Consider the following 26634-nt stretch of genomic DNA (forward strand, 5'->3'; position numbering starts at 1 on the left):
GGGCTTGACTTCGCCATGCACCTCATCGATTCCCAGTTTGGCACCCACGGCCTTGGCGGTGGTCAGACCATCGCCAGTCGCCATCACGATGCGCAAGCCGCTGGCGTGCAATGTTTTGATAGCTTCAAGCGTGGTGGCCTTGATGGGATCGGTCACGGCCAAGATTCCAGCCAGTTGTCTGTCCACGGCCAGATGCATCACGCTGGCGCCTTCACTGCGCAGACGCTCGCCATCGATCTTGAGCGCATCAGTGGCCACGCCCTCCTGCTGCATCAATGCGGTGTTGCCCAACACCAGATGCTTGCCATCGATCATGCCGCGCACGCCTATGCCGCTGCCGGACTCGAAATCAAGCGGCTTGATCAGTTCCAGGCCCTTGGCACGTGCTGCACTAACGATGGCCTCGGCCAGGGGATGTTCGCTGCCTTGGTCCAGGCTGGCGGCCAGGCGCAACACTTCGTCCGCGGTATAGCCGGGGGCGGCAACTGCGGTGTCGAAGGCGGGTTTACCTTCGGTCAGCGTTCCTGTCTTGTCCACAATCAGCGTGTTCACCTCGCGCATTTTTTCGATGGCGCCAGCATCGCGGAACAGTACTCCCTGTGTCGCGGCACGCCCTGTGGCCACCATCACCGACATCGGCGTGGCCAGTCCCAGCGCACAGGGGCACGCGATGATCAGCACGGCCACTGCGTTGATCAAGCCAAACACCCAGCTGGGTTCCGGACCGAACAGCCCCCAGACAAAGAAGGTGGCAATGGCGATGAGCACCACCACGACCACAAATTTGCCGGCGACCACATCCGCCATGCGCTGCATGGGAGCCTTCGAGCGCTGGGCATTGGCCACCATCTGAACAATCTGCGACAGCATGGTGGCCGCACCGACTTTCTCGGAGCGCATCACCAAGGCACCACTGGTGTTCATCGTGGCCCCAATCACCTTGTCACCAAGGCGCTTGGTCACCGGTACAGGCTCACCGGTCAGCATGGATTCATCGACCGCACTGCTGCCTTCGGTCACAACGCCATCGACCGGCACTTTCTCGCCGGGGCGGATGCGCAACAGGTCACCGACGTGAACATTGCTCAGCGGTACGTCTTCTTCGCTGCCGTCCGCATTGACGCGACGTGCCGTCTTGGGTGCCAAACCGAGCAGCGCCTTGATCGCTGCAGAAGTTTGCGAACGGGCCTTCAACTCGATGATCTGACCCAACATGGTCAGCGAGATGATGACCACTGTCGCCTCGTAGTAGACCGCCACACGCCCCAGGGAGATGAACGAATCCGGGAAAACGCCCGGCGCCACGGTGGCCACGAGGCTGTAGAGAAAGGCCGCGCCCGTTCCCAGAGCGATCAAGGTCCACATGTTGGGGCTGCGATGGACAACGGACTGCCAACCGCGTACGAAGAAGGGCCAACCCGTCCACAACACGACAGGTAAGGACAGCACCAGCTCAACCCAGGTTTGCACCTTCATGTCAAACCACCCGAGGCGGTGGCCGAACATGGCAAGAACGGTGACGATGACCGTAAAGGGCAGCGTCCACCAGAAGCGGCGCTGAAAATCCTTCAACTCATGGTTGTCTTCCTCGTCCAGCGGAATGATGGGCTCCAATGTCATACCGCACTTGGGACAGGTGCCAGGATGATCCTGCCGCACCTCGGGGTGCATGGGGCACGTATAGATGGTGCCGGCAGGCTCTGGCGCGGTGTCCGCGGGTGCTGTAGGTACAAGGTACTGCAGTGGGTTTGCCGCGAACTTTCCTTGGCACTTGGCGCTACAGAAATAATAGGGCCGACCTTCGTGCGTCAATTTGTGTTCAGACTGCTCCGTGACGGTCATGCCGCACACCGGATCCTTCAGCTCCGATGGCGGGGCTGGCTCGGCTGGAGGGTGACTGCCGTGATGATGGTGTGCATGCATGTCCATTGCTTATTCCTTGTCGTTATTGGTGCGCCGGGGTGTCTGCGCATGGTTGCCATGCCCACCATGGCCGCCGTGGCCGTGCATCAGGTGCATCAGCGGACAGGCGAGGAGCAACAGGTAGGGCCAATAGCCCAAAACATGACCCCAGTGCTCTCGCAGCAGGTAAAAACCGGCGATCAAGGCAGCCGCAGCCAGCGCCATGCCGGCTGGACGGCGCCAGAACGAAGGCGAATGAGAGTCGTTGTCAGGCTGATCCATGGCGTTGCTCCTTCAGAGTGGCCAACAAAAGTGCGGGGCTCGGAGTCGCCCGGCCAGACAATCCGAAATCAAATGCCGTGGCCGTTATCGGCAACCACAGCCTCCCGTGCCGCCGCCGTGGCAGCCCGAGGCTTTAGGCTGCGAGGTTCCAGTAGAAATGGCCGCATCTGTGGCCAGCTTTGCGGGGTAGCCCGCATCGGTTAAGGCCCTCAGCAAAGGAGCGCTGCCCTGCGCCAGCTCCCCACTCACCCGGACACGGCCAGACGGGAGATCGACCTCTACCCCGCGAACCCCCGGCAGCGGCTGCAATGCCTGCGTGACGTGCTTGACGCATGAGCCACAGCTCATGCCCTCAACTTGCAGATCAATCGTTTTCATATTTCAAACTCCCAAAAATGAAACGTGTACCGCCGGCGGGAAAATCCAGATCATTTTTTTGACACCGAGTCAGTCGTCGACTGGGCCTTGCCAATGCGAGGGATAAACCGGGGTGTTCGCTGGGCGTAGGTGTCGTACGCAGCACCGAATTGCCTGCGCATTTCGTTCTCTTCGGTGATGGCCAGACGCCCGTACATCAAGAGCAAGACAGGGAACATGACCAAGGTCAGCAACGTGGGCCACTGCAGCAGGAAGCCCAGCAGAATCATCACGAAAGCCACGTACTGCGGATGGCGAATGCGTGCATAGGGGCCTGCCGTAGCGAGCGACTGGTGACGCTGAGCGTGGTACAGCACATTCCACGCGGTGGACAGCAGGTAGAAACCAAAGCCCAGAAAAACGTAGCTGGCGATGTGCAGCACGCCAAAATGCGGGTCGCCCTTTTCGCCCAAGAGGGTAGACCACAGGTGACCCGATGTGTGAGAGAGCAGATCCAGATTAGGGAACTTGGTTTGCAGCCAGCCCGACAGCAGATAAATCGTCAACGGGAAGCCATACATCTCCACGAACAAAGCAACGATGAAGGCTGCAAATGCGCCAAACGTCCTCCAGTCACGTGCCGTCGCAGGCTTGAAAAAGCTGAACGCAAACATGATGAAGATCGCTGAATTGATGATGACCAGCGACCACAGGCCATAAGCGGATTCGGTATGGTTCATCGTGAATCCCCTTCATTGCGTGATTCGGTAGTTTTCTTGGCATCAGGCTTGCTCTGGCCATGTCCGCCATGTCCGCCATGTCCGCCGTGTCCGCCGTGTCCGCCGTGCATGAAGATATGCATCAGCGGGCAGGCTAGGAGCAAGAGAAAAGGCAGTGCCCCGACGACATGCGCGAGGTGTTCGGTCAACAGGAAATATGCCGCCACGCCGCCTATCACCACGAGGCCGATGGCATAGCGAGAACTCCAGAAGCTGGGGGGCGACTCGTGCCCGTCGTGTTGATGGTTCATGGTGACTTCCAATTCGGTGGATGCGTTACTTGGTCATCGAGGCAGGCAGACGGTCCAGCATCATCTGCATCATGGACTCCATCATTTCCATGCGCTTTTCCATCATCTGTTGACGCTCGGCCATGTTGGCGGGCATGTCCACACTACCTTGCATGCCACCCATGCCCCGCATGCCAGCGCCCATCTGCTGCATCATTCCCATACCGTCCTGCATCAGCTTCATGTGCTCGTCCATGAGCGCCTGCCGCTCTTCCAGCGTTTTGGCCGCCATCATCTTTTCGTGCATCGCTTGCATGGCTTTCATGTGCTCGTCCATCTTGGCCATTCCAGCCATCTGCCCCGCACCCGTTGGCTTCGCGGCCGCCTTCATTTGGGTGGACGCAGGCGATGTGCTTCCTGCAGGGTGATGGGCCTTGTGCTCATCGGCGGTTTGCGCCATCACGCTCAGTGAGAGCGACGCGACACAGAGACCAACCAGGGTATGGCGAATTTTTGACATAGTGTTCTCCTTCTTCCGGTGAAAAACCGTCGCAGTCAGCATTCAACCCATACGTCCGCGACGACACAGCACGCCCGAGCAGCGTGTTCTTACTGAGCGGGCTGAATGTCAGTGACAACCATCTTCCCGCCCTCGTTGACGACCATGAACTTGACCTTGTCGCCGGGCTTCACCTTGCCCAGCAGACTCTTGTCTTTTGCGGTGAACACCATAGTCATGCCGGGCATGTCCATGTGCTTGATTTCTGCGTGCTTGATGGTGACCTTGCCAGTGGCCTGATCGACCTTCTTGATCTCGCCGTCGGTCATGGATGCCGATGCTTGGGACATATCCATCTTGCCGTGGTCCATCATGGTCTGGGCGAAACTGCCCATGGGCATGAATGTGCCCATGGCAAGAGCGGAGATGGCAAGAATGTTCTTGATGGTGTTCATGATTTCCTCACGACTGAGAGCAAAAAGAGTGGGTTGTTTCTCGGCCACTTTGACGACGCCTTTGGGCCAGTGTTACCTTGCTGGACTCGCCGCGACGAATGACCGATCTCATGAAAGAGATTCTGAAGAGCAAACCTGTCAGGAAACTGTGCGCCGGATTACAAATTTGTTATCTTCATGTCGGGATCGCTGAAACTCGTCAAACTCACGTCTACGCCAGATAGCGGAGAGTGACCATGAAGATATTGATCGTCGAAGATGAGCCTAAAACCGGTGAATACCTTCGCCAGGGATTGAGCGAGGCCGGATTTGTGGCCGACCTGGCGCAAAACGGTAGTGATGGCCTGCACCTGGCACTCCAAGGTGAATACGACCTCGTGATCCTGGATGTCATGCTGCCCGGACTGGATGGCTGGCAGGTGCTGCAGTCCCTGCGCAATCGCGGATTGCAGATGCCCGTGCTGTTCCTCACGGCGCGGGACCAGGTGGAAGATCGGGTCAAAGGGTTGGAATTGGGCGCCGACGACTATCTGGTCAAGCCCTTTTCATTCGCTGAGTTGTTGGCCCGTGTACGGACAATCTTGCGCCGGGGCCGAGGAGGCACCGAAACCAACACATTGCGCGTGGCTGACCTGGAACTTGATCTGCTGCGCCGGCGGGTCTCGCGGGGTGGCCGCCGCATTGACCTGACAGCCAAAGAATTTGGTTTGCTGGAGTTGCTGTTGCGCAGACATGGAGAAGTGCTGCCTCGCTCGCTGATTGCCTCCCAGGTGTGGGACATGAACTTTGACAGCGACACCAACGTGATCGAAGTGGCGATGCGCCGCTTGCGCCTAAAGATCGACGAAGGCCAGGACGTCAAGTTGATCCAGACCGTGCGGGGTATGGGCTACGTGCTGGAAGCGCCGGAGAGCGTTTAGATGTTCCGGTTCCTATCGCTCACCCATCGTTTGGCCATCTTTTTCACGATGGTGGCTGCAGGCGTCGTGTTGGGGCTTGGAATGTTGTTTCTGGTTGCGACCGAACGCCACTTCCTGGAACTGGATCGAATCACTCTGAAAGATAAGCAGCACCTAATTGAAAGCATAGTAATTAATGCCAACTCCACCGATGACATTCAATCGCGCATGCGCGAGGCCTTAAACAATCACCACGGCTTGTTTGTCAGTGTTAGAGATTCAAATGGGAATGTCCTTTTCAAGACTGAAGGGTTTCAACCTCCAGCCACTTTGGACGCGCCAACACCAGAGCATCGGATTTCCGAGATTCAGAGTTGGAAAAACCAAGGCCGTGAATTTCGCGCGTTGAATTTGCGATTCAACCCTGCCAATAGTGCGGCGCCACCCCTGGATGCCCTGATTGCTATTGACATGGAAGATCACATGCAATTCATGGCGCAATTGCAGCGTACGCTTGCGCTCTATGCCATTTGTGCCATCTTCGTCAGCGGGATGCTGGGGTGGTTCGCAGCCTACAAAGGGATGGCACCGTTGCGCGCCATGAAGACCCAAGCCACAACGGTCAGCTCCCATCGTCTCGATGAGCGAATGCCCATCGAAGCAGTTCCTGTGGAAATGGCTGACTTGGCGCAGGAACTCAACAAAATGCTGGACAGGCTGCAAACTGACTTTCAACGACTGTCCGAGTTCTCCTCGGACTTGGCGCATGAAATTCGCACGCCCATCAGCAACCTGCTGACGCAAACCCAGGTCGCACTCGCCAGCAAGAGAGACGCAGACACTTACCGCGACATTCTGGCGTCGAACGCGGAGGAGTTTCAACGCTTGGCGCGCATGGTGTCGGATATGTTGTTCCTGGCCAAGACAGATCGTGGGGTTGACTTGCCGAACAAGGAGCAGTTTTCCGCGGCGAAAGAAGTCCAGGCGTTACTGGAGTTCTACGAAGCCGTTGCTGAAGAAAAGAGCGTCACACTGCGCCAGTTCGGTGATGGAGACATCATGGGCGACCGACTGATGTTTCGCCGAGCATTGAGCAATCTGCTGTCGAACGCATTGCGCCATTCCAAAGACCATAGCGATGTAACGATTGACATCAGCGAGACAGCGCAAGCCATTGTCGTAACGGTCGAGAACACGGGGGAGGACATTGATCCTCAAAGCATTCCTCGTCTGTTTGACCGCTTCTACCGTGCCGACCCGTCTCGGTCGCACCCACAATCCGATGGTGCTGGTCTGGGACTATCAATAACCCGTGCTATCGCACAAGCGCACGGAGGACGTGTGACGGTTGAATCCGGTGCGGGGAGAACAAAGTTCAGTCTGGAATTTCCTAGCAAGTTGGCGTAATAGGAACAACTAACGCCAACAGAACTTCCACCAGCGTAACAGCACCTTATCTACTTACTGATCGGGATCAGTTTTTCTGTAGAGACTTCCTTACGAAGGGTTTCCAACAAAATGTAACCGACTACTCATCACTTCGTCACGAATGAACGGAATAATGAATACGCAATTCATGCAACCCACTTTCACAGAGGCATCGCCCCATGGAATTGCGTCATCTCCGCTGCTTTTTGGCGGTCGCGGAAGAACTTCATTTTGCACGCGCGGCCGAGAAACTTCATATAGAACAGTCGCCTCTTTCGCGTACCGTCAAGGAACTGGAGGAAGAGTTGGGGGCGCAGTTGTTCATCCGCACCAGTCGCAGCACGCGGCTGACCCTTGCAGGTAGGCTATTCCTGACGCATGTCCCTCGTGTCTTTACCGCGTTAGAGCAAGCCCGCGAAAGCGTGAAATCGGCCGCCAATGGCTTCCATGGGCAATTGCGTATTGCCTTATCCGATGGCATCACGCCGTCGCGCTTGCCTGCTCTGCTGGCGCGCTGCCGCGAGGAAGACCCGGAAATAGAAATACGACTCTTCGAGGTTCCGTTGGCCCAACAACTCAAGGGCTTGAATGATGACCTGTATGACGCGGGTTTCTCGATGGCAGACGAAGTGGGCGACGACACCATCGTCGAGCGGGCCTGGGAAGACGAATTGATGGTGGCCGTGCCCGCACGCCATCCGGCTCTAGCCTATAAGCGAATCCCGCTGGAGGAAGTGCTACGTTACCCTCTTGTGCTGGGCGATCCAGCCGTCTGGGAAGGCCATGCCCGCCAAATCGACCGAATCCTGCGCAAGCAGGAAAAGGAGCCCTTGGTGGTTCAGCACGTCGCTACATTTGATGTGATGATGGCGCTTGTGTCGGCCGGTCTGGCGTTAGGTCTTGCGGGCGCTGCGCATATTACTGCCAGCCGCGAACCGGGGGTCGTGGGCCGCCCGCTCGCAGGGCGTTCCCCCATGCTGACCACCTATCTGCTGCGCCGGGATACCGAACCGTCGCAGGCACTGGCTCGCTTTATTGAGCGACTGGCATCCCAGTGGTCCGATGACACCTAACGCCCAAACCCGCTTCTCAAGTGCCACACCTTCGAGGAATCAGGTCATGAGCCCGTTCAACATCTTAGCCTCATTGTCGTTAGCCACGCTACTAGCCTCCTGCGGTCAATCTTCTGCTCCAGGCGAGACGGTGGAATCCTTGGCAGCCGATCCCGAGCGGCTGAAAGAATTGCGCCAGCAGTGCAAGCTGGACCGTGCCAAGTTGGGCGACGAACTGTGCAACCGCGTGGCCGAAGCAACGAACCGCCGCTTCTTCGGCAATGGTAAGGTGCCGCATACACCGCCCAAGGAACCGCCGAAGTTCTAACCGAGGCCGGTAGGCCACGCATCGGTCGCTTTTTTGCTCGCCACGCCGCAACGCGCCTTTGCTTGCGGCGTTTTTACTGTCTTCGCTCTTGCCTGAATCGATGCTTTTTGCATCATCTTCGTTCTGATAACGGTCTTTGACCGGCACTGACCAGGCACCGATCCTGACGTCAGCCGCACGTTGTTGTGCCGCTTTTGAGCGGAATGCGCGCAGGAAAAATCGGAGGCCGGGAAATGCAAGGGACGAATGTGCTGTTCGGTCAGATTGCCGTGGTATTCGGCATCGTGATCGCCGGAGTGTGGAGCGCCACACAGTGGACGGCAGCGGCCCTGGGCTATCAGCTACGCCTTGGCTCGCCCTGGTTCGATCTGCTGGGCGCGCCGATCTACCACCCGTGGAAGCTGTTCGAGTGGTGGTTCTTCTTCGACGCCTATGCGTCGCACGTCTTTGACACCGGCGGCGCCATTGCCGCCGGCAGTGGCCTAGTGGCCGTGCTGGTCGCCATTGGCATGTCCATCTGGCGCTCGCGCCAATCGCGCTTGGTCACCACCTATGGCTCGGCCCGCTGGGCCGATACCGCGGAAATCCGCAAGGCCGGCCTGACCCAGCTATCCGGCGTTTTCCTCGGCCTGCATGACGGTCAGTACCTGCGCCACGAGGGGCCGGAACACATCCTGACCTTCGCGCCAACGCGCTCCGGTAAAGGTGTCGGTTTGGTAGTGCCCACGCTGCTGTCGTGGCCCGCATCCGCCGTGATCCACGACATCAAGGGCGAGAACTGGGCCATTACCGCCGGTTGGCGCTCGCGCTTTTCGCACTGCCTGCTGTTCAACCCCACCGATGCGAAGTCGGCAGCCTACAACCCGCTGCTGGAGGTGCGACACGGCGCGCATGAAGTGCGCGACGTGCAGAACATTGCGGACATCCTGGTCGATCCCGAAGGCGCGCTGGAGAAGCGCAACCATTGGGAGAAGACCAGTCACGCGCTGCTCGTCGGCGCCATCCTGCATGTGCTCTATGCGGTCGAGGACAAGACGCTGCGCGGCGTCGCCAATTTTCTTTCCGATCCCGCGTGCCCGTTCGAGTTGACGCTGCACCTGATGATGACTACGCGCCATCTGGGCAATGATGAAGGAGGAGTGCCGCACCCGGTTGTCGCCTCCGCCGCCCGTGAAGTCCTGAACAAGAGCGACAACGAACGGTCTGGAGTTCTCTCCACGGCCATGTCGTTCCTTGGCCTGTACCGTGACCCCACGGTGGCCGAAGTCACGTCGCGCTGCGACTGGCGCATAGCCGACCTGATCGCCGCCGAGCATCCGGTATCGCTGTATCTGGTGGTGCCGCCGTCCGACATCAGCCGCACCAAGCCACTGATCCGTTTGATCCTTAACCAGATCGGGCGACGCTTGACGGAATCGTTGGATGGGTCGGACGGCATCCCCCGTCGCCACAAGCTGCTGCTGATGCTCGATGAGTTTCCGGCGCTGGGCCGCTTGGATTTCTTCGAGACGGCGCTGGCCTTTATGGCGGGCTACGGCATCCGCAGCTTTCTCATCGCGCAGTCGCTGAACCAAATCGACAAAGCCTACGGCCAGAACCATTCGATTCTGGACAACTGCCATGTGCGGGTGACGTTCGCCACCAACGACGAACGTACCGCCAAGAGGATTTCCGAAACACTGGGCACCGCCACCGAGCTGCGCGCGCAGCGCAACTACGCGGGTCACCGGCTCGCCCCGTGGCTGGGCCACATTATGGTGTCGCGCCAGGAAACGGCTCGCCCGTTGCTGACGCCGGGCGAAGTCATGCAACTGCCCACCGATGAATCGGTGGTGATGGTGTCCGGCCATGCGCCGATCAAGGCCAAGAAGCTGCGCTACTACGCGGACGCCAACTTCAAGCGGCGCGTCCTGTCGCCGCCCGCGCTCTTGGCGGACCGCTACGCCGACGTTCCGCACGCGCGTCCTGACGACTGGAGCAGGCTGGCGATTCCTCTTGTCCCCACGGAGCCCGCTTCCTCAACCGCTGATGGCTTGGAGAACCGGGGAACGGCCGATGACGGCGGCCCACGCCAGCAACCCGAACTGTCCGAAGCCGTCACCTACAGCCCCGAACCGGAACACCCGGCCAGCGACCTGTCGCTGCTCGATGACGACGATGTACCGCTTCCCCTTCCGCGCCAGCTCGATCCGGCCATGCAGCGCACGGCCCGGCTGGCATCCCTCGACCCAACGACGGAATCGAGCTATGAGCCCTAACCATTCCACCTACCGCCTGAATCTTTTCATACAAACCGAACACGCCAAGCGGCTCGATGAGCTAGCCGCCAAGAAAGGCGTTTCCAAGTCCAGCATCGTGGCCGCCGCATTGACGTCCTGGCTGTCACCGGACGCGGCAGACCAGCGCGAGGCAGCCATTGCCAAGCGGCTGGATCGTCTGTCACGCCAGGCCGAACGGCTGGAGCGTGATCAGAACATCCAGATCGAAGCGCTGGCGCTGTTCATCCGCTACTTCCTGACCGTCAGCACGCCGGTTCCCGAAGCGCATCAGGACGCGGCACGCGCCCAGGGCAAGGCCCGCTTCGAGCAATTCGTCGAACAGTTGAGCCGCCACCTGCTGCGCGGGCGCAGCCTGGTGCGCGACGTGGTGGAAGAACTGCATCCCCAGGGTCACGAGTTCGGCATGCACATGGATGAAGCAGCGACGTTGGCCGAAGCGCAGGAGCGTGCCTCATGAGCGCCGTACCCCAACTCCCGGCAGAACCTCGTTCGTCCGCTGCCACGTCTCTGGATCGCCGCATCCAGATGCTGCGCACCGCAATGGGTCCGCTGATTTCTACCGTGCTCGAAGACCCGGACGTGGTGGAGATCATGCTCAATCCTGACCGGACGCTCTGGCTCGACCGGCTTTCTACCGGCCGCGCACCGATGGGAGCGGAGTTGTCCGAAGCCGATGGTGAACGCATCATCCGCCTCGTCGCGGCTCACGTCGGCGCGGAAGTGCATCGCGGTCAGCCGCTGCTGACGGCCGAACTGCCCGAGACGGGCGAACGCTTCGAGGGCATCCTGCCGCCGGCCGCGCCAGGGCCAGCCTTCGCGCTGCGCAAGCGCGCCGTGGGCGTCATCCCGCTAGCGCGCTACGTCGAAGACGGAATGATGACCAGCGCCCAGGCTGGCTTTGTGGTGCGGGCTGTGCGCGAACGCCAGAACATCCTGATTGCCGGCGGCACCAGCACGGGCAAGACGACCTTGGCGAATGCCTTGCTCGCAGAGATCGCCGCCACTGGCGACCGCGTGCTGGTGCTGGAAGACACGGTGGAGCTGCAGTGCGCAGCCCGTGACCACGTTCCGTTGCGTACCCGCCAGGGGGTGGTGTCCATGACCGAGCTGGTGCGCTCGTCCATGCGCCTGCGCCCGGATCGCGTGGTCGTCGGCGAGGTGCGCGGCGCCGAGGCGCTGGATCTCATCAAGGTGTGGGGCACGGGCCATCCGGGCGGCATCGCCACCATCCATGCCGGCTCTGCCTTGGGCGCGCTGCTGCGCCTGGAGCAACTGATCCTCGAAGTGGCGGTGAAACCGCCCCGCGCGTTAATCGCCGAGGCGGTCAACGTGGTGATCTACATCGCTGGGCGCGGACGCAAGCGCCGCATTGAAAGCATCGCCCGCGTCATCGGCTTTGACGGCGTGGGCTATCGCCTGGTGGACGCGCTGGAAGCGCCGTTTCCCGAGCCACCGCCGGTTCCCTCTGAGCTTTCCTCATCCCTCAACCCCTCTGGAGAACTTCCATGACGTACACCCATGCTTTCCGCATTCCCGTAAATCCACTTTCCTGCCTATCCCGCCTCGTACGACTGCGCGGTCTTGCCCGTCCTGCGGGACAAGGGCTGCTGCTGGCCGCGCTGATGCTGCTGATCGCCGGCACGGCCCAAGCCGCCGGTTCCTCGATGCCGTGGGAAGGCCCGCTGCAATCCATTCTCGAATCCATCCAGGGGCCGGTAGCTCGGATTGTGGCGGTCATCATCATCATCGCCACAGGCCTGGCGCTGGCCTTTGGCGATACCAGCGGTGGTTTCCGCAAGCTGATCCAGATCGTCTTCGGTCTGTCCATCGCCTTCGCGGCTTCGAGCTTCTTCCTGTCGTTCTTCAGCTTCTCGGGCGGAGCCGTCGTATGAGCGCGCCCGAGGAATTCGCCACTGGCTTTGAAGTGCCGCTGCATCGTTCGCTGACCGAGCCGATCCTGCTGGGCGGTGCGCCGCGCACCGTGGCGATTGCCAACGGCACGCTAGCCGCTGCCGTCGGGTTGGGCCTGCAGCTGTGGATTCCTGGGCTGATGCTCTGGATTGCCGGCCATGCTCTGGCGGTCTGGGGTGCGCGCGTCGACCCGCAGTTTATGCAGGTCTTTGTGTGGCACATCAAACACAAGCCGCTGCTGGACGTGTGAGGGGAATGCCGTGCTGAACCTTGCCGAATACCGCCAGCGGCCCGCGTTGCTTGCCGATTGGCTTCCATGGGCGGGCCTTGTCGCGTCCGGCGTACTGCTGAACAAGGACGGTGCATTCCAGCGCACGGCGCACTTTCGTGGCCCCGACCTCGACAGCGCCACACAGGGCGAGCTGATCGCCACGTCGGCGCGGCTGAACAACGCGCTGCGCCGACTAGGGTCCGGCTGGGCGCTGTTCATCGAGGCTGAGCGTCGATCGGCGGCGGATTACCCGCACTCGGATTTCCCGGAACCGCTGTCCTGGCTGGTGGATGAGGAGCGCCGCGCAGCCTTCGAGGATTCGGGAAACCACTTCGAGAGTGCCTATCACCTGACACTGGTGTATCTACCGCCTGAGGAATCCCGTGCCCGAGCGGCGGGCCTGCTGTATGAGAACCGTCCCACCGAAGGCGTGGACTGGCGCGAGCGGCTGCGAGCCTTCATCTCGGAAACGGATCGCATCTTCGATCTGCTCGATGGCGTGATGCCGGAGATTGCCTGGCTCGATGACGGGCAGACGCTGACCTATCTGCACGCCACGGTTTCGACGCGTCGTTACCGCATCGGCGTGCCAGAAGTGCCGTTCCACCTTGACGCGCTGCTGGCCGATTCCGCCCTGATCGGTGGATTGACACCGATGCTGGGCGACCAGCACCTGCGCGTGGCGACGGTGCGCGGCTTTCCGACCTCGACCTGGCCGGGGATTCTGGACGATCTCAACCGACTCGGCTTTGCCTATCGCTGGTCAACCCGGTTCTTGTGCCTCGACAAAGCCGACGCCGAAAAAGAACTCGCCCGTCTGCGCCGCCAGTGGTTCGCCAAGCGCAAAAACGTGGTGGCGCTGTTGCGTGAAACCATCTTCCAGCAGGAATCGCCGCTGGTCGATACCGACGCCAGTAACAAGGCGGCCGACGCGGATGCCGCCTTGCAGGAGCTGGGCGACGACCAAGTGGCCTTTGGCTACGTCACCGCCACGTTGACGGTGCTGGATGCTGCCCCCGCTGTGGCCGACGAGAAGCTGCGCATGGTGGAACGCGTCATTCAAGGACGCGGGTTCGTGACGATCCCCGAGACATTGAACGCGGTCGATGCCTGGCTGTCTTCAATCCCTGGTAATGCCTACGCCAATGTCCGCCAGCCCATCGTCTCGACGCTGAACTTGGCGCACATGATGCCGGTGTCCGCCGTATGGGCCGGGCTGGAGAAGAATGCGCATCTCGATGGCCCGCCGCTGATCGTGACCCGCACCGAGGGCGCGACACCGTTCCGGCTGGTCACGCACATCGGCGACGTGGGACACACGCTGGTGGCTGGCCCGACTGGCATGGGCAAATCGGTGCTACTCGCCACGCTGGCGATGCAGTTCCGACGCTATTCCGGCTCGCGGATCTTTGCCTTCGACATGGGGCGCTCGATGCGCGCCACCATCCTGGGCCTGGGCGGCGAGCACTACGACCTGGGGGCCGATGGAGAAATCGCCTTCCAGCCGCTCGCCCGCATCGACCGCGAAGGCTACCGCACCTGGGCAGCCGAATGGGTCGAAGGCCGCTTGCGACATGAAGGCGTGGCCATCGGCCCGGACGAGAAAGCCGCGATCTGGTCGGCACTGGGGAGTCTCGCCGGCGCGCCGCTGGAGCAGCGCACGATGACTGGTCTTTCGGTATTACTGCAATCGAACGCGCTGCGCCAGGCGCTCGCACCCTACGTGCTGAGCGGAGCGCACGGGAAGCTGCTAGACGCGGATTCGGATCGCCTGGGCTCCGGTACTGTGCAGTGCTTCGAGATGGAGGAACTGATGCACAGCAAGGCCGCTGTCATGGCCGTTCTGCATTACCTCTTTGCCCGCTTTGATGAACGCTTCGACGGTGCGCCAACGCTGCTGATCCTCGACGAAGCGTGGCTGTTCCTCGATGACCCGGTGTTTGCCGCGCGCATCCGTCAATGGCTCAAGACGCTGCGCAAAAAGAACGTCAGCGTCATCTTCGCCACGCAGTCGCTGGCCGACATCAAGGATTCGACCATCGCGCCCGCGATCATCGAAAGCTGCGCCAGCCGCATCTTTCTGCCCAACCCGCAGGCGACCGAGCCGCAGATTCGCGCCATCTACGAAGGCTTCGGGCTGAACTCGCGCCAGATCGAGATCGTGGCGACGGCAGTGCCGAAGCGCGACTATTACTACCAATCCCGCCTAGGCAATCGGCTGTTCGACCTCGACCTGGGGGCGGCCACGCTGGCCTTCGCGGGTGCATCGAAGCCGCAGGACCAGCGCGACATGGACGCGGTGCTCGCTGCGACCTCTTCGACGTCCTCCGCATTCGCAGCCGCCTGGCTGCGCCATCGCGGCCTGCATTGGGCCGCTGACTTGTTGCCTTCGTTTCCGTCCCCCCACCCACAGGAGAACCGATCATGAAAAAGCGTCTTCTCGCCGCCGCCGTCTCGGCCATGCTTTGCGCGGCGACGACTGCCTATGCACAAAGGGTCGTGATTGATCCTACGAACCTCGTGCAGAACACACTCACGGCCATCCGTACGCTGGAGCAGATCAACAACCAGATCCAGCAGCTCCAGAACGAAGCGCAGATGCTGACGAACCAGGCGCGCAACCTGGCCCGTCTACCGTCCAGCGTGGTCGGCCAGTTGCGCGCCAACCTAGCGACGACCGATCGGTTGATCGCCCAGGCCCGGGGCTTGGCCTATGACGTGACGAACCTGGATCGGGAATTCGCGCGCCTGTACCCCGAGCAGTACACCGCCACGGTGAGCGGCGACCAGATGTACCGCCATACACAGGAACGCTGGAAGAACGCGCTCAACGGCCTACAGACCACCATGCAGATGCAGGCGCAGGCATCGCAGAACTTGAGCGACGACGAAGGCGTGCTGGCTGACCTCGTGGGCAAGAGCCAATCGGCCCAGGGCGCGCTGCAAGCGATGCAGGCCATGAACCAGCTTCTGGCCTTGCAGGCCAAGCAGTCCATCCAGATGCAGCGGCTGCAGATCACCCAGGATCGGGCGGCCTCGCTGGAGCTGGCACGGCAGGCCGCCGCTGTCGAACGGGGCCGCGAGGTGACACGGCGCTTTCTTGGTGAGGGCACGCCGTACATGCCGCAGTCCGTCAATTTCTACAACCGCTGACAGGGGCTACCATGCAACGCGTGCCTGTCCTGTTCGCTTTCGCTCCCCTGCTGGCCGGTTGCGATCGACCGGCGCTCTCCGTACGTTCGCTGGCCACAGATCCGTCACGGTTGTACGCACTGCGTACGCAGTGCCGCGCAGGTCAGCATGACGCCCCGTTCTGCGCGCAAGTGATCCAAGCCGACCTGCGGCGCTTTCTCTCCGGGCAGTCCGGGCCCAGCGAGAACCAGACGCCGGCCGATCTACCGCTGATTCCACCGAGCTTCGATGAGCCCGCCGACTGCTCCGAGGCGGTAGCCTTCTCTGAACAGGACGACTCGCCATGAACGACGTTTCCGTCATCGACCGCTTTCTCGACGTCTTCTCGCGCTACATCGACTCGGGCTTTGGGCTGCTGCAAAGCGAAGTGGCGTTTCTGACCGCCACGCTGATCGTCATCGACATGACAATTGCCGGACTGTTCTGGGCGATGGGCCATGCCACCGGGCAGGGCGAGGACGTGATCGCAAAGCTGATCCGTAAAGTGCTCTACGTCGGAGCCTTCGCCTACATCATCGGCAATTTCAACACTCTGGCGGGCATCCTGTTTCGCTCCCTCGCCGGCCTGGGCCTGACGGCCAGCGGCTCGACCTTGAGCATGGGCAACTTCCTGCAACCGGGGCGGTTGGCCAAGGTCGGCATCGACGCCGGGGCGCCGATCCTCGACCAGATTAGGGAGCTTGCGGGATTCCCGGAGGTGTTCATCCACATCGCGCCCATCGTTGTGCTGTTCCTCGCCTGGATCGTGGTCATTGTCAGTTTCTTCTTGTTGGCGGTGCAGCTCTTCGTCTCGCTAATCGAGTTCAAGCTGACGACGCTAGCCGGCTTCGTGCTGGTGCCGTTCGCGCTCTGGAACAAGACGGCGTTCCTTGCCGAGAAAGTGCTGGGCAATGTGGTGTCCTCGGGCATCAAAGTGCTAGTGCTCGCCGTCATCGTGGGCATCGGCTCGGGACTGTTCGCCGAGTTCAATATACCGGCCGGAGCCGAGCCCTCCATCGACCAGGCGCTGGTCATCATGCTGGCCTCGCTGTCCATGCTGGCCCTGGGCATCTTCGGGCCGGGCATCGCGACCGGGTTGGTATCCGGTGGACCGCAACTCGGCGCGGGCGCGATGGCCGGTGCTGCCATCGGCGCGGCCGGAACCGCTGTCGCAGTCGGTGCCGCGGCTTCTGGCATTGGTAGTGCTGTGGCCGCCGGGGCACGCATGGCCCCGGCAGCTGCGAGAGCAGCAGCCAGCGGTGCGCGTTCGATGGCATCGAACGCCAGCAGTGCCAGGTCCGCATACCAAGCTGGTTCCGCTTCGGCCGGTGGCGGCCTCAAGGGCACTTCCGCTGGCGTGGGCAATGTCGCCAAGACCGGCGCGCAGGCAGCAGCGCAAAAGATTGCCGATGTAGCGCGCTCGCTCAAGGAGCGTGCGGCCTCTGCCTTGCGGCCCGATGACGCCATGACGGCATCCGGGGCCAGTGCTGCTGCCCAGGGCACAAGCGATGCCGCAGCGTCGCCCACATCCACCGGACAACCCGCTTGGGCCAAACGCCTGCATCGCAGGCAACAGATCACCCATGCCGCCACGACCGCCGCCCACACGCTACGTGGCGGCGACGCCGGTAGCTCTAGTCAAGGCCCGAGTCTGCGTAGTCCTGACGATTGAAAGGAGAACCTGCCATGCGATTCAAACGACCTCAGGTGCGCTATGCCGATACGCCGCAGCCTGCCACTCCCTACCAATCCGCTGCTCAGGTCTGGGATGAGCGCATTGGCTCGGCCCGCGTACAGGCCAAGAACTGGCGGTTGATGGCCTTTGGCTGTCTTGCGCTCGCGTTGCTGATGACGGGCGGCCTGGTCTGGCGCTCGGCGCAGTCCATCGTGACGCCTTACGTCATCGAGGTGGACAACGCGGGCCAGGTTCGGGCCGTCGGCGAAGCCGCCACTCCGTATCGACCCAACGATGCGCAGATCGCCTACCACCTGGGCCGCTTCATCGGGCTGGTGCGCTCGCTGTCCATCGACCCCATCGTCGTGCGCCAGAACTGGCTGGATGCCTACGACTACACCACCGACAAGGGGGCGGCTGTGCTCAACGAGTACGCCCGCAACAATGACCCGTTCGCGCGCATTGGCAAGGAGTCGGTGACGGTGCAGATCAGCAGCGTAACTCGCGCCAGCGACACGTCTTTCAACGTGCGTTGGACGGAGCAGCGCTTTGCCAACGGTGCACTGGATCGCACCGAGCGCTGGAACGCGGTGATTTCCACTGTGCTGCAAGCCCCGCGCAGCGAGCAGCGCCTGCGCAAGAACCCCCTGGGCATCTACGTCAAAGGTCTGTCGTGGAGCCGAGAACTGGAAGCGAACGAAGGAGCCAAGCCATGAATGATCTTTTCAGTAAATCCGCTTTGCCGGTGATTTTGTTAGCTTTCTCGGGCTGCGCCACGCAGGGCAAGCCGCCGCCGAGCATCTTGCTCGATGAGCCGGTGCAGGCACAGCCGCTGCCGGAAGCACCAAAGCCCGTGGAGGTGATCAGCGTGCCCGAGCCGTTGGCCTTGCCGGGGCAACTGATGCCTTTGCCTGGCACGGCAGATACCAAGGCATTGCCAGAACCCACCGACGAGAAAATGCGCGTCTCGCGTGCCAATGCCGAGGCGCGCATTGCGCCTACGCGCGAGGGTTACGTGAACGCGATCCAAGTGTGGCCCTTCACCGACGGTGCGCTGTACCAAGTCTATGCGGCCGTGGGCCGCGTGACAGTCGTTGCGTTGCAACCGGGCGAAGAACTGGTGACGGTTGCGGCAGGCGATACGGTGCGCTGGATCGTGGGCGACACGTCCAGCGGTTCTGGCGCGGACTTGCGCATGAATGTGATGGTCAAGCCGATCCGCTCGGGCCTCAAGACGAATCTTGTCATCACCACCAACCGGCGCACCTACCTGCTGGAGCTGGCCTCGACCGACAAGACGTGGATGGCTTCGGTGTCCTGGGAGTATCCGAAGGACAGGATGCTGGCATTGCAGCGCCAGGCACAAGCAGCCAGTGCCGCCGCGCCGGTGGAGTCGGGACTGTCGTTGGAAAAGATCCGTTTTCGTTATGCGGTCAGCGGCAGCAATCCGCCGTGGAAACCGCTGCGGGCTTTCGATGATGGCGAGAAGGTCTATATCCAATTCCCGCCCGGCATCGCCCAGGGCGAGCTGCCGCCGCTGTTCGTCATCGGCGCGCAGGGCGATGGGCAATTGGTGAACTACCGCTTTCGCACGCCGTACTACATCGTGGATCGCCTGTTTGGCGCGGCAGAACTGCGCTTGGGCGGCGGAAAAGGAAGTGGTAATGGCGACGTGGTGCGGATCGAGCGCACGGATGGCACGCGGAGGAATTGACCATGAACCAGGACGATTTTCCTGATATTGCACCGCAAGCGGGCAAGGTGGCGCCCGAGCCGGTGGCGCTGCGCGCCCAGCCGCGCCCGGTCACGCGCCTGAACCGGCGCACGCTGGCCATCCTCACCGGCGGCATTTCGGTCGCCGTACTCGGGGCCACGATCTGGTCATTGCAGCCGCACCGGCGCGGCGCGGGCGAGCAGATGGAGTTGTACAACGTGGATCGCGTCTCGAAGTCTGAAGGGCTGGATGGGTTGCCGGCCGACTACTCGAAGCTGTCGGCTAAGGTGCCCGAGTTGGGGCCGCCGCTGCCGGGTGATCTTGGCCCTGCTATCGTAAAGTCGCAGCAGCCGGTGACGCCTACCTATGCGCCGCCGGGCCATGATCCCGAAGATGCCTTGCGCAAGGAAGCCGATGCGGCGGCAACTTCGTCGGTGTTCTTCCGCTCGGGCAAGCCAGGGCAGACCGCTGGTGCGGCCGTGCAAGCAACGCCCGGGGTCAACGCTTTGGCGGCCTTCGATCCGCTTGCGGCTGGCCCGGCCTCGATGGCAGTCCAGCCTGCCGATCCGACCGCCGTACAGAACCGGCAAGACCAGAAGGAGGCGTTCCTGAAAGCCGGTTCTACGGAAACGCGCAATTCAGGGAATTTCCAGATGTCGGCCTCGCCATACCAGGTCATGGCCGGGACGGTGATTCCTGCGGCGTTGGTGACGGGCATCAAGTCCGATCTACCGGGCGATGTGATCGCCACCGTGACGGCGCCGGTCTATGACACGGCCACCGGCAAATTCCTGCTAATCCCGCAGGGCTCGCGCATCCTGGGCCGATACAACAGCCAGGTCAGCTACGGCCAGAGTCGTGTGCAGATGGTGTGGAACCGAATCATCCTGCCGGATACGTCCTCGCTGACGCTGGACAACCTTGTCGGCACTGATCCGGCGGGCTATGCCGGCATGGAGGACGAGGTTGACCGGCACTGGGGCCGCATCCTGGCCGGCACGGCATTGACCACGCTGCTCGGTGTAGGTGCTGAGCTGGCCGCGCCGGAGAACCGGCAGGATGGCAACCGCATCATTATTGCCGGGCGCGATGGCCTCCAGGACAGCGTGAACCAGGTGGGCCAGGATATGACCCGGCGCAACATGAACATCCAGCCGACGCTGACGGCGCGGCCGGGCTGGCCAATGCGGATCATTGTTAATCGCGACTTGGTGCTTCGTCCCTACCAGCCCTTGTTCTATCAGCGAGGAGGTGCCCGATGAGCACGAACAGAAAATTGCGGCTTGGGCCGCTCCCGAAACTGGAGTCCACGAAGGTGACCTTCACATGCCCGGCCAGCTTGAAAGCAGACCTCGACCGCTACGCCGCGATGCACGCGCAAACCTATGGCAAAGCGGTCGATGTGGCGACGTTGATCCCGCACATGCTCGAAGCATTCATGGCTGGGGATCGGGAGTTCAGGAAAGCCAATGCAATCGAGTTAATCGGACGCAAGCCTTCTGGAGTGAATCAAAGAGGATCGAATACGGGTCAACCATCCAGCTAAAAACCCGTTCCCGCTTTCGCAGGAACGGTTTTTGAGTTGGTGCCCGGGGCCGGAATCGAACCGGCATGACCGTGAGGTCGAGGGATTTTCTTACCACTTCGACTTTCGCCGCCAGCGTGAGCGCTGTTCGTGGTCTGGAGCACGCCTTCACCATAGCCTTGCGGCCGTAGGTGCCCGCCGTCTGCTCTCTACACCTTCCCACGAACCTTTCGATTCAGGGCTTGGCTCGGCGTTGGCTCGGACGTTTGCACATCCAGGGCGTTCACCGAATTTGACGGGCTTCACCTTCGGAGTTTCCTCCGGAGGGCTCAAATTTTTCAAGTCCCTTGTGTCTACCAATTTCACCACTCGGGCTGGCTTGCCTCGTTACCGAGTCCATTTTCGCACGGCTACTGCCGAGCTTGCTCTAACTGTACCGCTCGCTTGGCCCCTAGCTGGCTCCTAGCCGTCCAAGGGACCAACTCGGAAGCAATGCCTGAAGGCTTGAAACCCGCGCCATTGCTAGCTTTTCGGCCTATTCTCTCGTGATGGAAAAAACTTGACAAAGGAGGTTTTAAGTCCGCAGTGTCTACCAATTTCACCATCGGGGCGCCGGCTGCCCAACGCACACCTGCGTCACAGCGTAACCCGGGCCGCGCGGACACGCAATGCCCCTGTCTTATCCGGTGAACGCAACGCCCGATCAACCGGACTATCGCCATCACCAAGAAAAAAGGGAAGCCGAAGCTTCCCTTGCATATCTGGAGCGGGAAAAGAGTCTCGAACTCTCGACCTCAACCTTGGCAAGGTTGCGCTCTACCAACTGAGCTATTCCCGCATTTACTTTTACACCCTGTAGTCACCTTCAGCGTGCATCAGCAAGTCTCAAATTATAGCGTTATTTTTTAGCTCTCCAGAAGCTGAGAACATTTTTTTGAAAAATTTTCTCAGACCGTCCACTGAAGCGACCCAACAAATAGGCCCCGAAGGACCTTGTTGCATCGGATTGAACCAATGGTGTTCTGGAGGCGCGGTCCGGAGTCGAACCGGACTAACCGGATTTGCAATCCGGGGCATAACCGCTTTGCTACCGCGCCAAAAAATCACTTTCCTCCGACAAAAAAGGGAAGCTAACGCTTCCCTTTTTTTGGAAATTGGAGCGGGAAAAGAGTCTCGAACTCTCGACCTCAACCTTGGCAAGGTTGCGCTCTACCAACTGAGCTATTCCCGCATTTACCGAAGCTTCACATTATACAACGTTTGCTGCGATGGAGTGTATTGTAGCGCAATTTTCAAGGGCTGCCAGCATTTTTTCATCAATGCTTCAACGGATCGGCGTTGGCCGCACCCACAACCGATTTTTCTGCCGCCGATGCCACCACGACAGCCGCCTCTTCATCACTCAAAGGAACCGGTTTGCGCTCCAAAGCAACTTCCAGCACCTTGTCGATCCATTTGACCGGCACGATCTCCAGACCGCTCTTCACGTTGTCGGGAATCTCCTGCAGGTCTTTCATGTTCTCTTCAGGGATCAGCACCGTCTTGATTCCGCCGCGCAACGCCGCCAGCAGTTTTTCCTTGAGGCCACCAATCGCAGTGACCTCGCCGCGCAGGGTGATTTCCCCTGTCATCGCCACATCACCCCGCACTGGAATCCCCGTGAGGGCGGACACAAATGCAGTAGTCATGGCGGCACCCGCGCTGGGGCCATCCTTGGGGGTGGCGCCGTCGGGTACGTGAATATGAATATCGCGCTTTTCAAAAGCCTCGTCCTTGATGCCCAACATGCGTGCCCGGCTGCGCACCACCGTACGGGCGGCTTCAACCGACTCTTTCATCACGTCGCCCAGCGAACCCGTGCGGGTGATGACACCCTTGCCCGGCATGGCAGCCGCCTCAATGGTGAGCAAATCGCCGCCAACTTCCGTCCACGCAAGCCCAACCACCTGGCCGACCTGGTTCTGAGACTCCGCGCGGCCGTAGGTGTATTTGCGCACCCCCAAAAAGTCGGGCAGGTTATCTTCATTCACGACGACCTGCGGCTGCAGCTTTTTGAGCTGCAACCCCTTCACCACCTTGCGGCAGATCTTGGAGAGCTCGCGCTCCAGCGAGCGCACACCGGCCTCGCGGGTGTAGTAGCGCACCATATCGCGCACAGCACCTTCGGTGATGAGAAGTTCCTCGTCCTTCACGCCATTGTTCTTGAGCTGCTTGGGTAGCAGGTATTTCATGGCGATGCTGGTCTTCTCGTCTTCGGTGTAACCCGACAGGCGAATCACCTCCATGCGATCAAGCAAGGCTGGTGGAATGTTCATCGAGTTCGATGTCGCCACGAACATGACGTCGCTCAGATCGAAGTCCACCTCGACATAGTGGTCGCCAAAGGTGTGGTTTTGCTCCGGGTCCAGCACCTCCAGCAGCGCACTCGACGGGTCGCCCCGAAAATCGGTGCCCAGCTTGTCGATTTCGTCCAGCAGGAACAGGGGGTTGCGCACTCCTACCTTGCCCAGGCTCTGCAGCACCTTGCCTGGCATGGCGCCGATGTACGTGCGGCGATGCCCACGGATTTCCGCTTCGTCGCGCATCCCGCCAAGCGCCATGCGCACATACTTGCGCCCGGTCGCTTTGGCAATCGACTGCCCCAGCGAGGTCTTGCCCACGCCGGGTGGCCCCACCAGGCACAGGATGGGCGCCTTGACCTTGTCCACGCGCTGCTGCACTGCAAGATATTCAAGGATGCGGTCCTTGACCTTGTCGAGGCCGAAATGGTCTTCATTGAGCACCGTTTCGGCATTGCCCAAATCGTGCTTGATCTTGCTCTTCTTGCTCCAGGGCAAGCCCGTGAGCACATCGATATAGCTGCGCACCACGGTGGCTTCTGCCGACATGGGCGACATCAGCTTGAGCTTTTTGAACTCGGCCTCGGCCTTCTTGCGGGCCTCTGCCGGCATCTTGGCGAGTTTGATCTTCTTGTCGATCTCTTCAATATCGGCGCCGTCTTCCCCCTCGCCGAGTTCTTTCTGGATGGCCTTGACCTGCTCGTTGAGATAGAAGTCGCGCTGATTCTTTTCCATCTGCCGCTTCACGCGGCCGCGAATCTTCTTGTCGACATTCAAGATGTCGACTTCCCGGTCAAGCTGCTCGAACAGATTCTCGAGGCGCGCCTTGACGTCAGAGAGATCCAGAACCACCTGCTTGTTCTCCAGCTTGAGAGGCAGGTGGGCCGCAATGGTGTCAGCCAACCTGCCGGGGTCGTCGATGCTGGAGATGGACGTGAGGATCTCGGGCGGGATCTTCTTGTTGAGCTTGACGTACTGGTCAAACTGCTGCATCACCGCACGGCGAAGCGCCTCGATTTCACTCGATTTGTGCTTTTCCTGGTCTTGCTCGACAGGGGTCACGGTCGCCGTGAAATGCGTTTCCGCATCGGCAATGGATGTCACCAGAGCGCGCTGCTGACCTTCAACAAGCACCTTGACAGTGCCGTCGGGCAACTTGAGCATCTGCAGGATGGTGGAGACACAGCCCACGTCGAACATATCCTCGACGGAAGGCTCATCCTTCGCGGCCGCCTTTTGCGCCACGAGCATGATGCGCCGGTCGGACTCCATCGCCAACTCAAGCGCCTTGATGCTCTTGGGTCGTCCCACAAAAAGCGGAATGACCATGTGGGGGAACACCACCACATCGCGCAGAGGCAACAGCGGCAGATCAATGGGGGTGGCTGGCAGGGGGGTATGTCCGGACATGGAAATCCTCAAAGTACTCTGTGGAATATGGTCCACATGTGGGGATTTTCAACCCTTGCGCACAGCCGCACTGCAGCAAGGGTTGATGGGTTTCAGGGGGCCGCGAAAGTGCGCCCGCTCCGGTCGCTTCAGGCTTTCTTGGCCGCCTCGCGGTAAACGAGCAGAGGTGGCTTGTTTTCCTCAATCGTGGACTCGTCCACCACCACCTTTTCGACATTGCTGGTATTGGGCAGGTCGAACATGGTTCCGATCAGGGATTGCTCCAGAATCGAGCGCAGACCGCGGGCACCCGTCTTGCGCGCCAACGCCTTGCGGGCAATAGCCTTCAGCGCAGCGGGGCGGATCTCCAGATCCACGCCTTCCATGGCCAACAGCTTGCTGTACTGCTTGACCAGCGCATTCTTGGGCTCGGTCAGAATCTGCACCAGCGCGTCTTCGCTCAGCTCGGCCAGTGCCGTCACCACGGGCATGCGGCCCACCAGCTCGGGAATCAAGCCAAACTTGATCAGATCTTCTGGTTCGATCTCGGTAAACACCTCGGACAGCGAGCGCTGCTTCTTGCTCTTGACCGATGCGCCGAACCCGATACCCGAAGCCTCGGTGCGGTTTTCGATGACCTTTTCAAGACCTGCGAACGCGCCACCGCAAATGAACAGGATGTTGGTCGTGTCGATCTGCAGGAAATCCTGGTTGGGGTGTTTGCGCCCGCCCTGGGGCGGCACGCTGGCCATGGTGCCTTCGATGAGCTTGAGCAACGCCTGCTGCACGCCCTCGCCCGACACGTCGCGCGTGATGCTGGGGTTGTCCGACTTGCGGGAAATCTTGTCGATCTCGTCGATGTAGACAATGCCGCGCTGGGCGCGCTCCACCTCATAGTTGCAGCTTTGCAGCAGCTTCTGAACGATGTTCTCAACGTCCTCGCCCACATAGCCCGCCTCGGTCAGCGTGGTGGCATCGGCCATGACGAAGGGCACATCCAGCATTCGCGCCAAAGTTTGCGCCAGCAGCGTCTTTCCCGAACCCGTGGGGCCGATGAGCAGAATATTGCTCTTGGACAGCTCCACGTCGTCCTTGTGGGCCTTGTCCTTGTGACGCAGGCGCTTGTAGTGGTTATAGACGGCCACCGCCAGCGTGCGCTTGGCCTGCTCCTGACCAATGACATAGTTGTCCAGGTTGGTCTTGATTTCTACCGGGGTGGGCAGGTCGCTGCGCCCTTCACGCGCCAGGTCACCGACTGGAAGCTCATCGCGAATGATCTCGTTGCACAGGTCAATGCACTCGTCGCAGATAAAGACCGACGGACCGGCGATCAGCTTCTTCACTTCATGCTGGCTTTTGCCGCAAAAAGAGCAGTAAAGGGTTTTTTCGCTGGAAGAGCCTTTTTTCTCGGCCATGGGGGCAATGCCTTGTTACGGAAAGTTGTCGGGATGATACCCAAATAAAAAGCGGCGTCTTCCCAGCGGGAAAACGCCGCGTGGCCACCACGGGCCGACTCAGGAACGCTTGTGAATCACCTGATCGATGATGCCGTAGTCCTTGGCTTCGTCGGCTGTGAGGAAGTAGTCGCGCTCGGTGTCTGATTTGACCTTTTCCAGAGGCTGTCCTGTGCGCTCGGCCAGGATGCGGTTCATCTGGTCCTTGGTGCGCAGGATGTCGCGCGCATGGATCTCGATATCGGTAGCCTGGCCGCGCGCGCCGCCCAGCACCTGGTGAATCATGACCTTGGAGTTGGGCAACGAAAACCGCTTGCCCTTGGCGCCAGCCGCCAGCAAGAAAGCGCCCATGCTGGCCGCGAAACCCACGCAAAGGGTGGATACATCCGGCTTGATGAACTGCATGGTGTCGTAAATCGACATGCCCGCCGTGACGCTTCCGCCCGGAGAGTTGATGTAGAACGAAATATCCTTGTCTGGGTTTTCACTTTCCAGAAACAGCAACTGGGCCACCACCAGATTGGCCGTCTGGTCGTTGACCTCGCCCACCAGGAAAATCACGCGCTCCTTCAGAAGGCGCGAATAGATGTCATAGGACCGCTCGCCGCGGCCCGACTGCTCGATGACCATGGGGACCATGCCCAGGCCTTGTGTTTCCAATGCGCTCATTATTTCTCCAGTCAGGCAGCTACTGT

At 60.7% G+C, this 26634-nt stretch carries 26 protein-coding genes, 3 tRNA genes and 1 pseudogene; 17 read left to right on the forward strand and 13 right to left on the reverse strand.

Annotation, left to right across the window (positions count from 1 at the left end; translation table 11 throughout):
* The 7 genes from K226_RS0115350 to K226_RS0115370 all read right to left on the reverse strand — a co-directional run.
* The coding region (locus K226_RS0115350) for a heavy metal translocating P-type ATPase (RefSeq protein WP_024815631.1) at positions 1 to 1929 on the reverse strand (1929 nt) is incomplete at its 3' end.
* Positions 1930 to 1932: 3 nt separating this feature from the next.
* On the reverse strand, positions 1933 to 2184 hold the full coding sequence (locus tag K226_RS0115355) for a DUF2933 domain-containing protein (protein ID WP_024815632.1): 252 nt from the start codon (positions 2182 to 2184) through the stop codon (positions 1933 to 1935).
* 84 nt (positions 2185 to 2268) lie between these two features.
* Positions 2269 to 2562, reverse strand: a complete 294-nt coding sequence (locus tag K226_RS19650; protein WP_013722308.1) for a heavy-metal-associated domain-containing protein — start codon at positions 2560 to 2562, stop codon at positions 2269 to 2271.
* A gap of 50 nt (positions 2563 to 2612) precedes the next feature.
* Positions 2613 to 3281 (reverse strand): isoprenylcysteine carboxylmethyltransferase family protein, encoded by a 669-nt coding sequence (locus K226_RS0115360; RefSeq protein WP_013722309.1) that lies wholly within the window; start codon positions 3279 to 3281, stop codon positions 2613 to 2615.
* Positions 3278 to 3571 carry a DUF2933 domain-containing protein gene (locus K226_RS19655; protein WP_081739435.1) on the reverse strand — a complete coding sequence of 98 codons (294 nt, stop codon included), beginning with the start codon at positions 3569 to 3571 and terminating at the stop codon, positions 3278 to 3280. The genes K226_RS0115360 and K226_RS19655 overlap by 4 nt, the downstream gene beginning before the upstream one ends.
* Positions 3572 to 3596: 25 nt before the next feature.
* Positions 3597 to 4070, reverse strand: coding sequence for a hypothetical protein (locus K226_RS0115365; RefSeq protein WP_024815633.1), 474 nt, complete (start codon positions 4068 to 4070; stop codon positions 3597 to 3599).
* Positions 4071 to 4159: 89 nt separating this feature from the next.
* Entirely contained in the window at positions 4160 to 4504 is a 345-nt protein-coding gene (locus K226_RS0115370; RefSeq protein WP_024815634.1) for a copper-binding protein, read from the reverse strand.
* Positions 4505 to 4740: 236 nt separating this feature from the next.
* On the opposite strand from K226_RS0115370, the gene K226_RS0115375 reads away from it, so the two are divergent.
* The 17 genes and pseudogenes from K226_RS0115375 to K226_RS0115455 all read left to right on the forward strand — a co-directional run bounded on the left by K226_RS0115375 (position 4741) and on the right by K226_RS0115455 (position 20778).
* The gene (locus K226_RS0115375; protein WP_005793716.1) at positions 4741 to 5424 is read left to right on the forward strand and encodes a heavy metal response regulator transcription factor; all 684 of its coding nucleotides are present in this window, start codon (positions 4741 to 4743) and stop codon (positions 5422 to 5424) included.
* The gene (locus tag K226_RS0115380; protein WP_024815635.1) at positions 5425 to 6810 is read left to right on the forward strand and encodes a heavy metal sensor histidine kinase; all 1386 of its coding nucleotides are present in this window, start codon (positions 5425 to 5427) and stop codon (positions 6808 to 6810) included. It abuts the gene before it with no gap.
* Positions 6811 to 7010: 200 nt separating this feature from the next.
* Positions 7011 to 7904 carry a LysR family transcriptional regulator gene (locus tag K226_RS0115385; RefSeq protein ID WP_024815636.1) on the forward strand — a complete coding sequence of 298 codons (894 nt, stop codon included), beginning with the start codon at positions 7011 to 7013 and terminating at the stop codon, positions 7902 to 7904.
* A 46-nt stretch (positions 7905 to 7950) separates the two neighbouring features.
* A complete protein-coding gene (locus tag K226_RS0115390) occupies positions 7951 to 8211 on the forward strand; it encodes an EexN family lipoprotein (protein WP_005793708.1) in 261 nt (86 codons plus the stop codon).
* Between the two features lie 233 nt (positions 8212 to 8444).
* A pseudogene (locus tag K226_RS19115) lies at positions 8445 to 10462 on the forward strand (conjugal transfer protein TraG).
* Positions 10459 to 10947 carry a ribbon-helix-helix protein, CopG family gene (locus tag K226_RS0115400; RefSeq protein WP_024815637.1) on the forward strand — a complete coding sequence of 163 codons (489 nt, stop codon included), beginning with the start codon at positions 10459 to 10461 and terminating at the stop codon, positions 10945 to 10947. The pseudogene K226_RS19115 and the gene K226_RS0115400 overlap by 4 nt, the downstream one beginning before the upstream one ends.
* Positions 10944 to 11999 carry a P-type conjugative transfer ATPase TrbB gene (gene trbB, locus K226_RS0115405; protein ID WP_024815638.1) on the forward strand — a complete coding sequence of 352 codons (1056 nt, stop codon included), beginning with the start codon at positions 10944 to 10946 and terminating at the stop codon, positions 11997 to 11999. Before K226_RS0115400 ends, trbB begins: the two co-directional genes overlap by 4 nt.
* Complete coding sequence (locus tag K226_RS0115410) at positions 11996 to 12382, forward strand: TrbC/VirB2 family protein (RefSeq protein WP_024815639.1); 387 nt, start codon at positions 11996 to 11998, stop codon at positions 12380 to 12382. Before trbB ends, K226_RS0115410 begins: the two co-directional genes overlap by 4 nt.
* Positions 12379 to 12651 (forward strand): VirB3 family type IV secretion system protein, encoded by a 273-nt coding sequence (locus tag K226_RS0115415; protein WP_024815640.1) that lies wholly within the window; start codon positions 12379 to 12381, stop codon positions 12649 to 12651. Before K226_RS0115410 ends, K226_RS0115415 begins: the two co-directional genes overlap by 4 nt.
* Before the next feature lie 10 nt (positions 12652 to 12661).
* Positions 12662 to 15100 carry a conjugal transfer protein TrbE gene (gene trbE, locus K226_RS0115420; RefSeq protein ID WP_024815641.1) on the forward strand — a complete coding sequence of 813 codons (2439 nt, stop codon included), beginning with the start codon at positions 12662 to 12664 and terminating at the stop codon, positions 15098 to 15100.
* Entirely contained in the window at positions 15097 to 15825 is a 729-nt protein-coding gene (trbJ, locus tag K226_RS0115425) for a P-type conjugative transfer protein TrbJ (protein WP_024815642.1), read from the forward strand. Before trbE ends, trbJ begins: the two co-directional genes overlap by 4 nt.
* Before the next feature lie 11 nt (positions 15826 to 15836).
* Positions 15837 to 16151, forward strand: a complete 315-nt coding sequence (locus K226_RS0115430) for a hypothetical protein (protein ID WP_005793699.1) — start codon at positions 15837 to 15839, stop codon at positions 16149 to 16151.
* Positions 16148 to 17515, forward strand: coding sequence for a P-type conjugative transfer protein TrbL (gene trbL / locus K226_RS0115435; protein ID WP_024815643.1), 1368 nt, complete (start codon positions 16148 to 16150; stop codon positions 17513 to 17515). The genes K226_RS0115430 and trbL overlap by 4 nt, the downstream gene beginning before the upstream one ends.
* 14 nt (positions 17516 to 17529) lie before the next feature.
* A complete protein-coding gene (gene trbF, locus K226_RS0115440; protein ID WP_024815644.1) occupies positions 17530 to 18234 on the forward strand; it encodes a conjugal transfer protein TrbF in 705 nt (234 codons plus the stop codon).
* Entirely contained in the window at positions 18231 to 19232 is a 1002-nt protein-coding gene (trbG, locus tag K226_RS0115445) for a P-type conjugative transfer protein TrbG (RefSeq protein ID WP_024815645.1), read from the forward strand. The genes trbF and trbG overlap by 4 nt, the downstream gene beginning before the upstream one ends.
* 2 nt (positions 19233 to 19234) lie before the next feature.
* On the forward strand, positions 19235 to 20494 hold the full coding sequence (locus tag K226_RS0115450) for a TrbI/VirB10 family protein (protein WP_024815646.1): 1260 nt from the start codon (positions 19235 to 19237) through the stop codon (positions 20492 to 20494).
* Positions 20491 to 20778, forward strand: coding sequence for a DUF2274 domain-containing protein (locus tag K226_RS0115455; protein WP_024815647.1), 288 nt, complete (start codon positions 20491 to 20493; stop codon positions 20776 to 20778). The genes K226_RS0115450 and K226_RS0115455 overlap by 4 nt, the downstream gene beginning before the upstream one ends.
* A gap of 741 nt (positions 20779 to 21519) precedes the next feature.
* Here K226_RS0115455 and K226_RS0115460 read toward each other — a convergent pair.
* From K226_RS0115460 to clpP, 6 genes are all read right to left on the reverse strand, one after another.
* A tRNA-Gly gene (locus tag K226_RS0115460) sits at positions 21520 to 21595 on the reverse strand.
* A 185-nt stretch (positions 21596 to 21780) separates the two neighbouring features.
* A tRNA-Cys gene (locus K226_RS0115465) sits at positions 21781 to 21854 on the reverse strand.
* 58 nt (positions 21855 to 21912) lie between these two features.
* Positions 21913 to 21988, reverse strand: a tRNA-Gly gene (locus K226_RS0115470).
* 85 nt (positions 21989 to 22073) lie between these two features.
* Complete coding sequence (lon, locus tag K226_RS0115475; RefSeq protein ID WP_024815648.1) at positions 22074 to 24506, reverse strand: endopeptidase La; 2433 nt, start codon at positions 24504 to 24506, stop codon at positions 22074 to 22076.
* 128 nt (positions 24507 to 24634) lie between these two features.
* Complete coding sequence (gene clpX / locus K226_RS0115480) at positions 24635 to 25900, reverse strand: ATP-dependent Clp protease ATP-binding subunit ClpX (RefSeq protein ID WP_024815649.1); 1266 nt, start codon at positions 25898 to 25900, stop codon at positions 24635 to 24637.
* A gap of 99 nt (positions 25901 to 25999) precedes the next feature.
* Positions 26000 to 26608: an ATP-dependent Clp endopeptidase proteolytic subunit ClpP gene (gene clpP / locus K226_RS0115485; protein WP_024815650.1), complete on the reverse strand. Its 609-nt coding sequence runs from the start codon at positions 26606 to 26608 to the stop codon at positions 26000 to 26002.
* Positions 26609 to 26634 lie beyond the last annotated feature (26 nt).

The organism is Acidovorax sp. JHL-3 (genome assembly GCF_000526295.1).
GTDB classification, from domain to species: Bacteria; Pseudomonadota; Gammaproteobacteria; order Burkholderiales; family Burkholderiaceae_C; genus Acidovorax; species Acidovorax defluvii.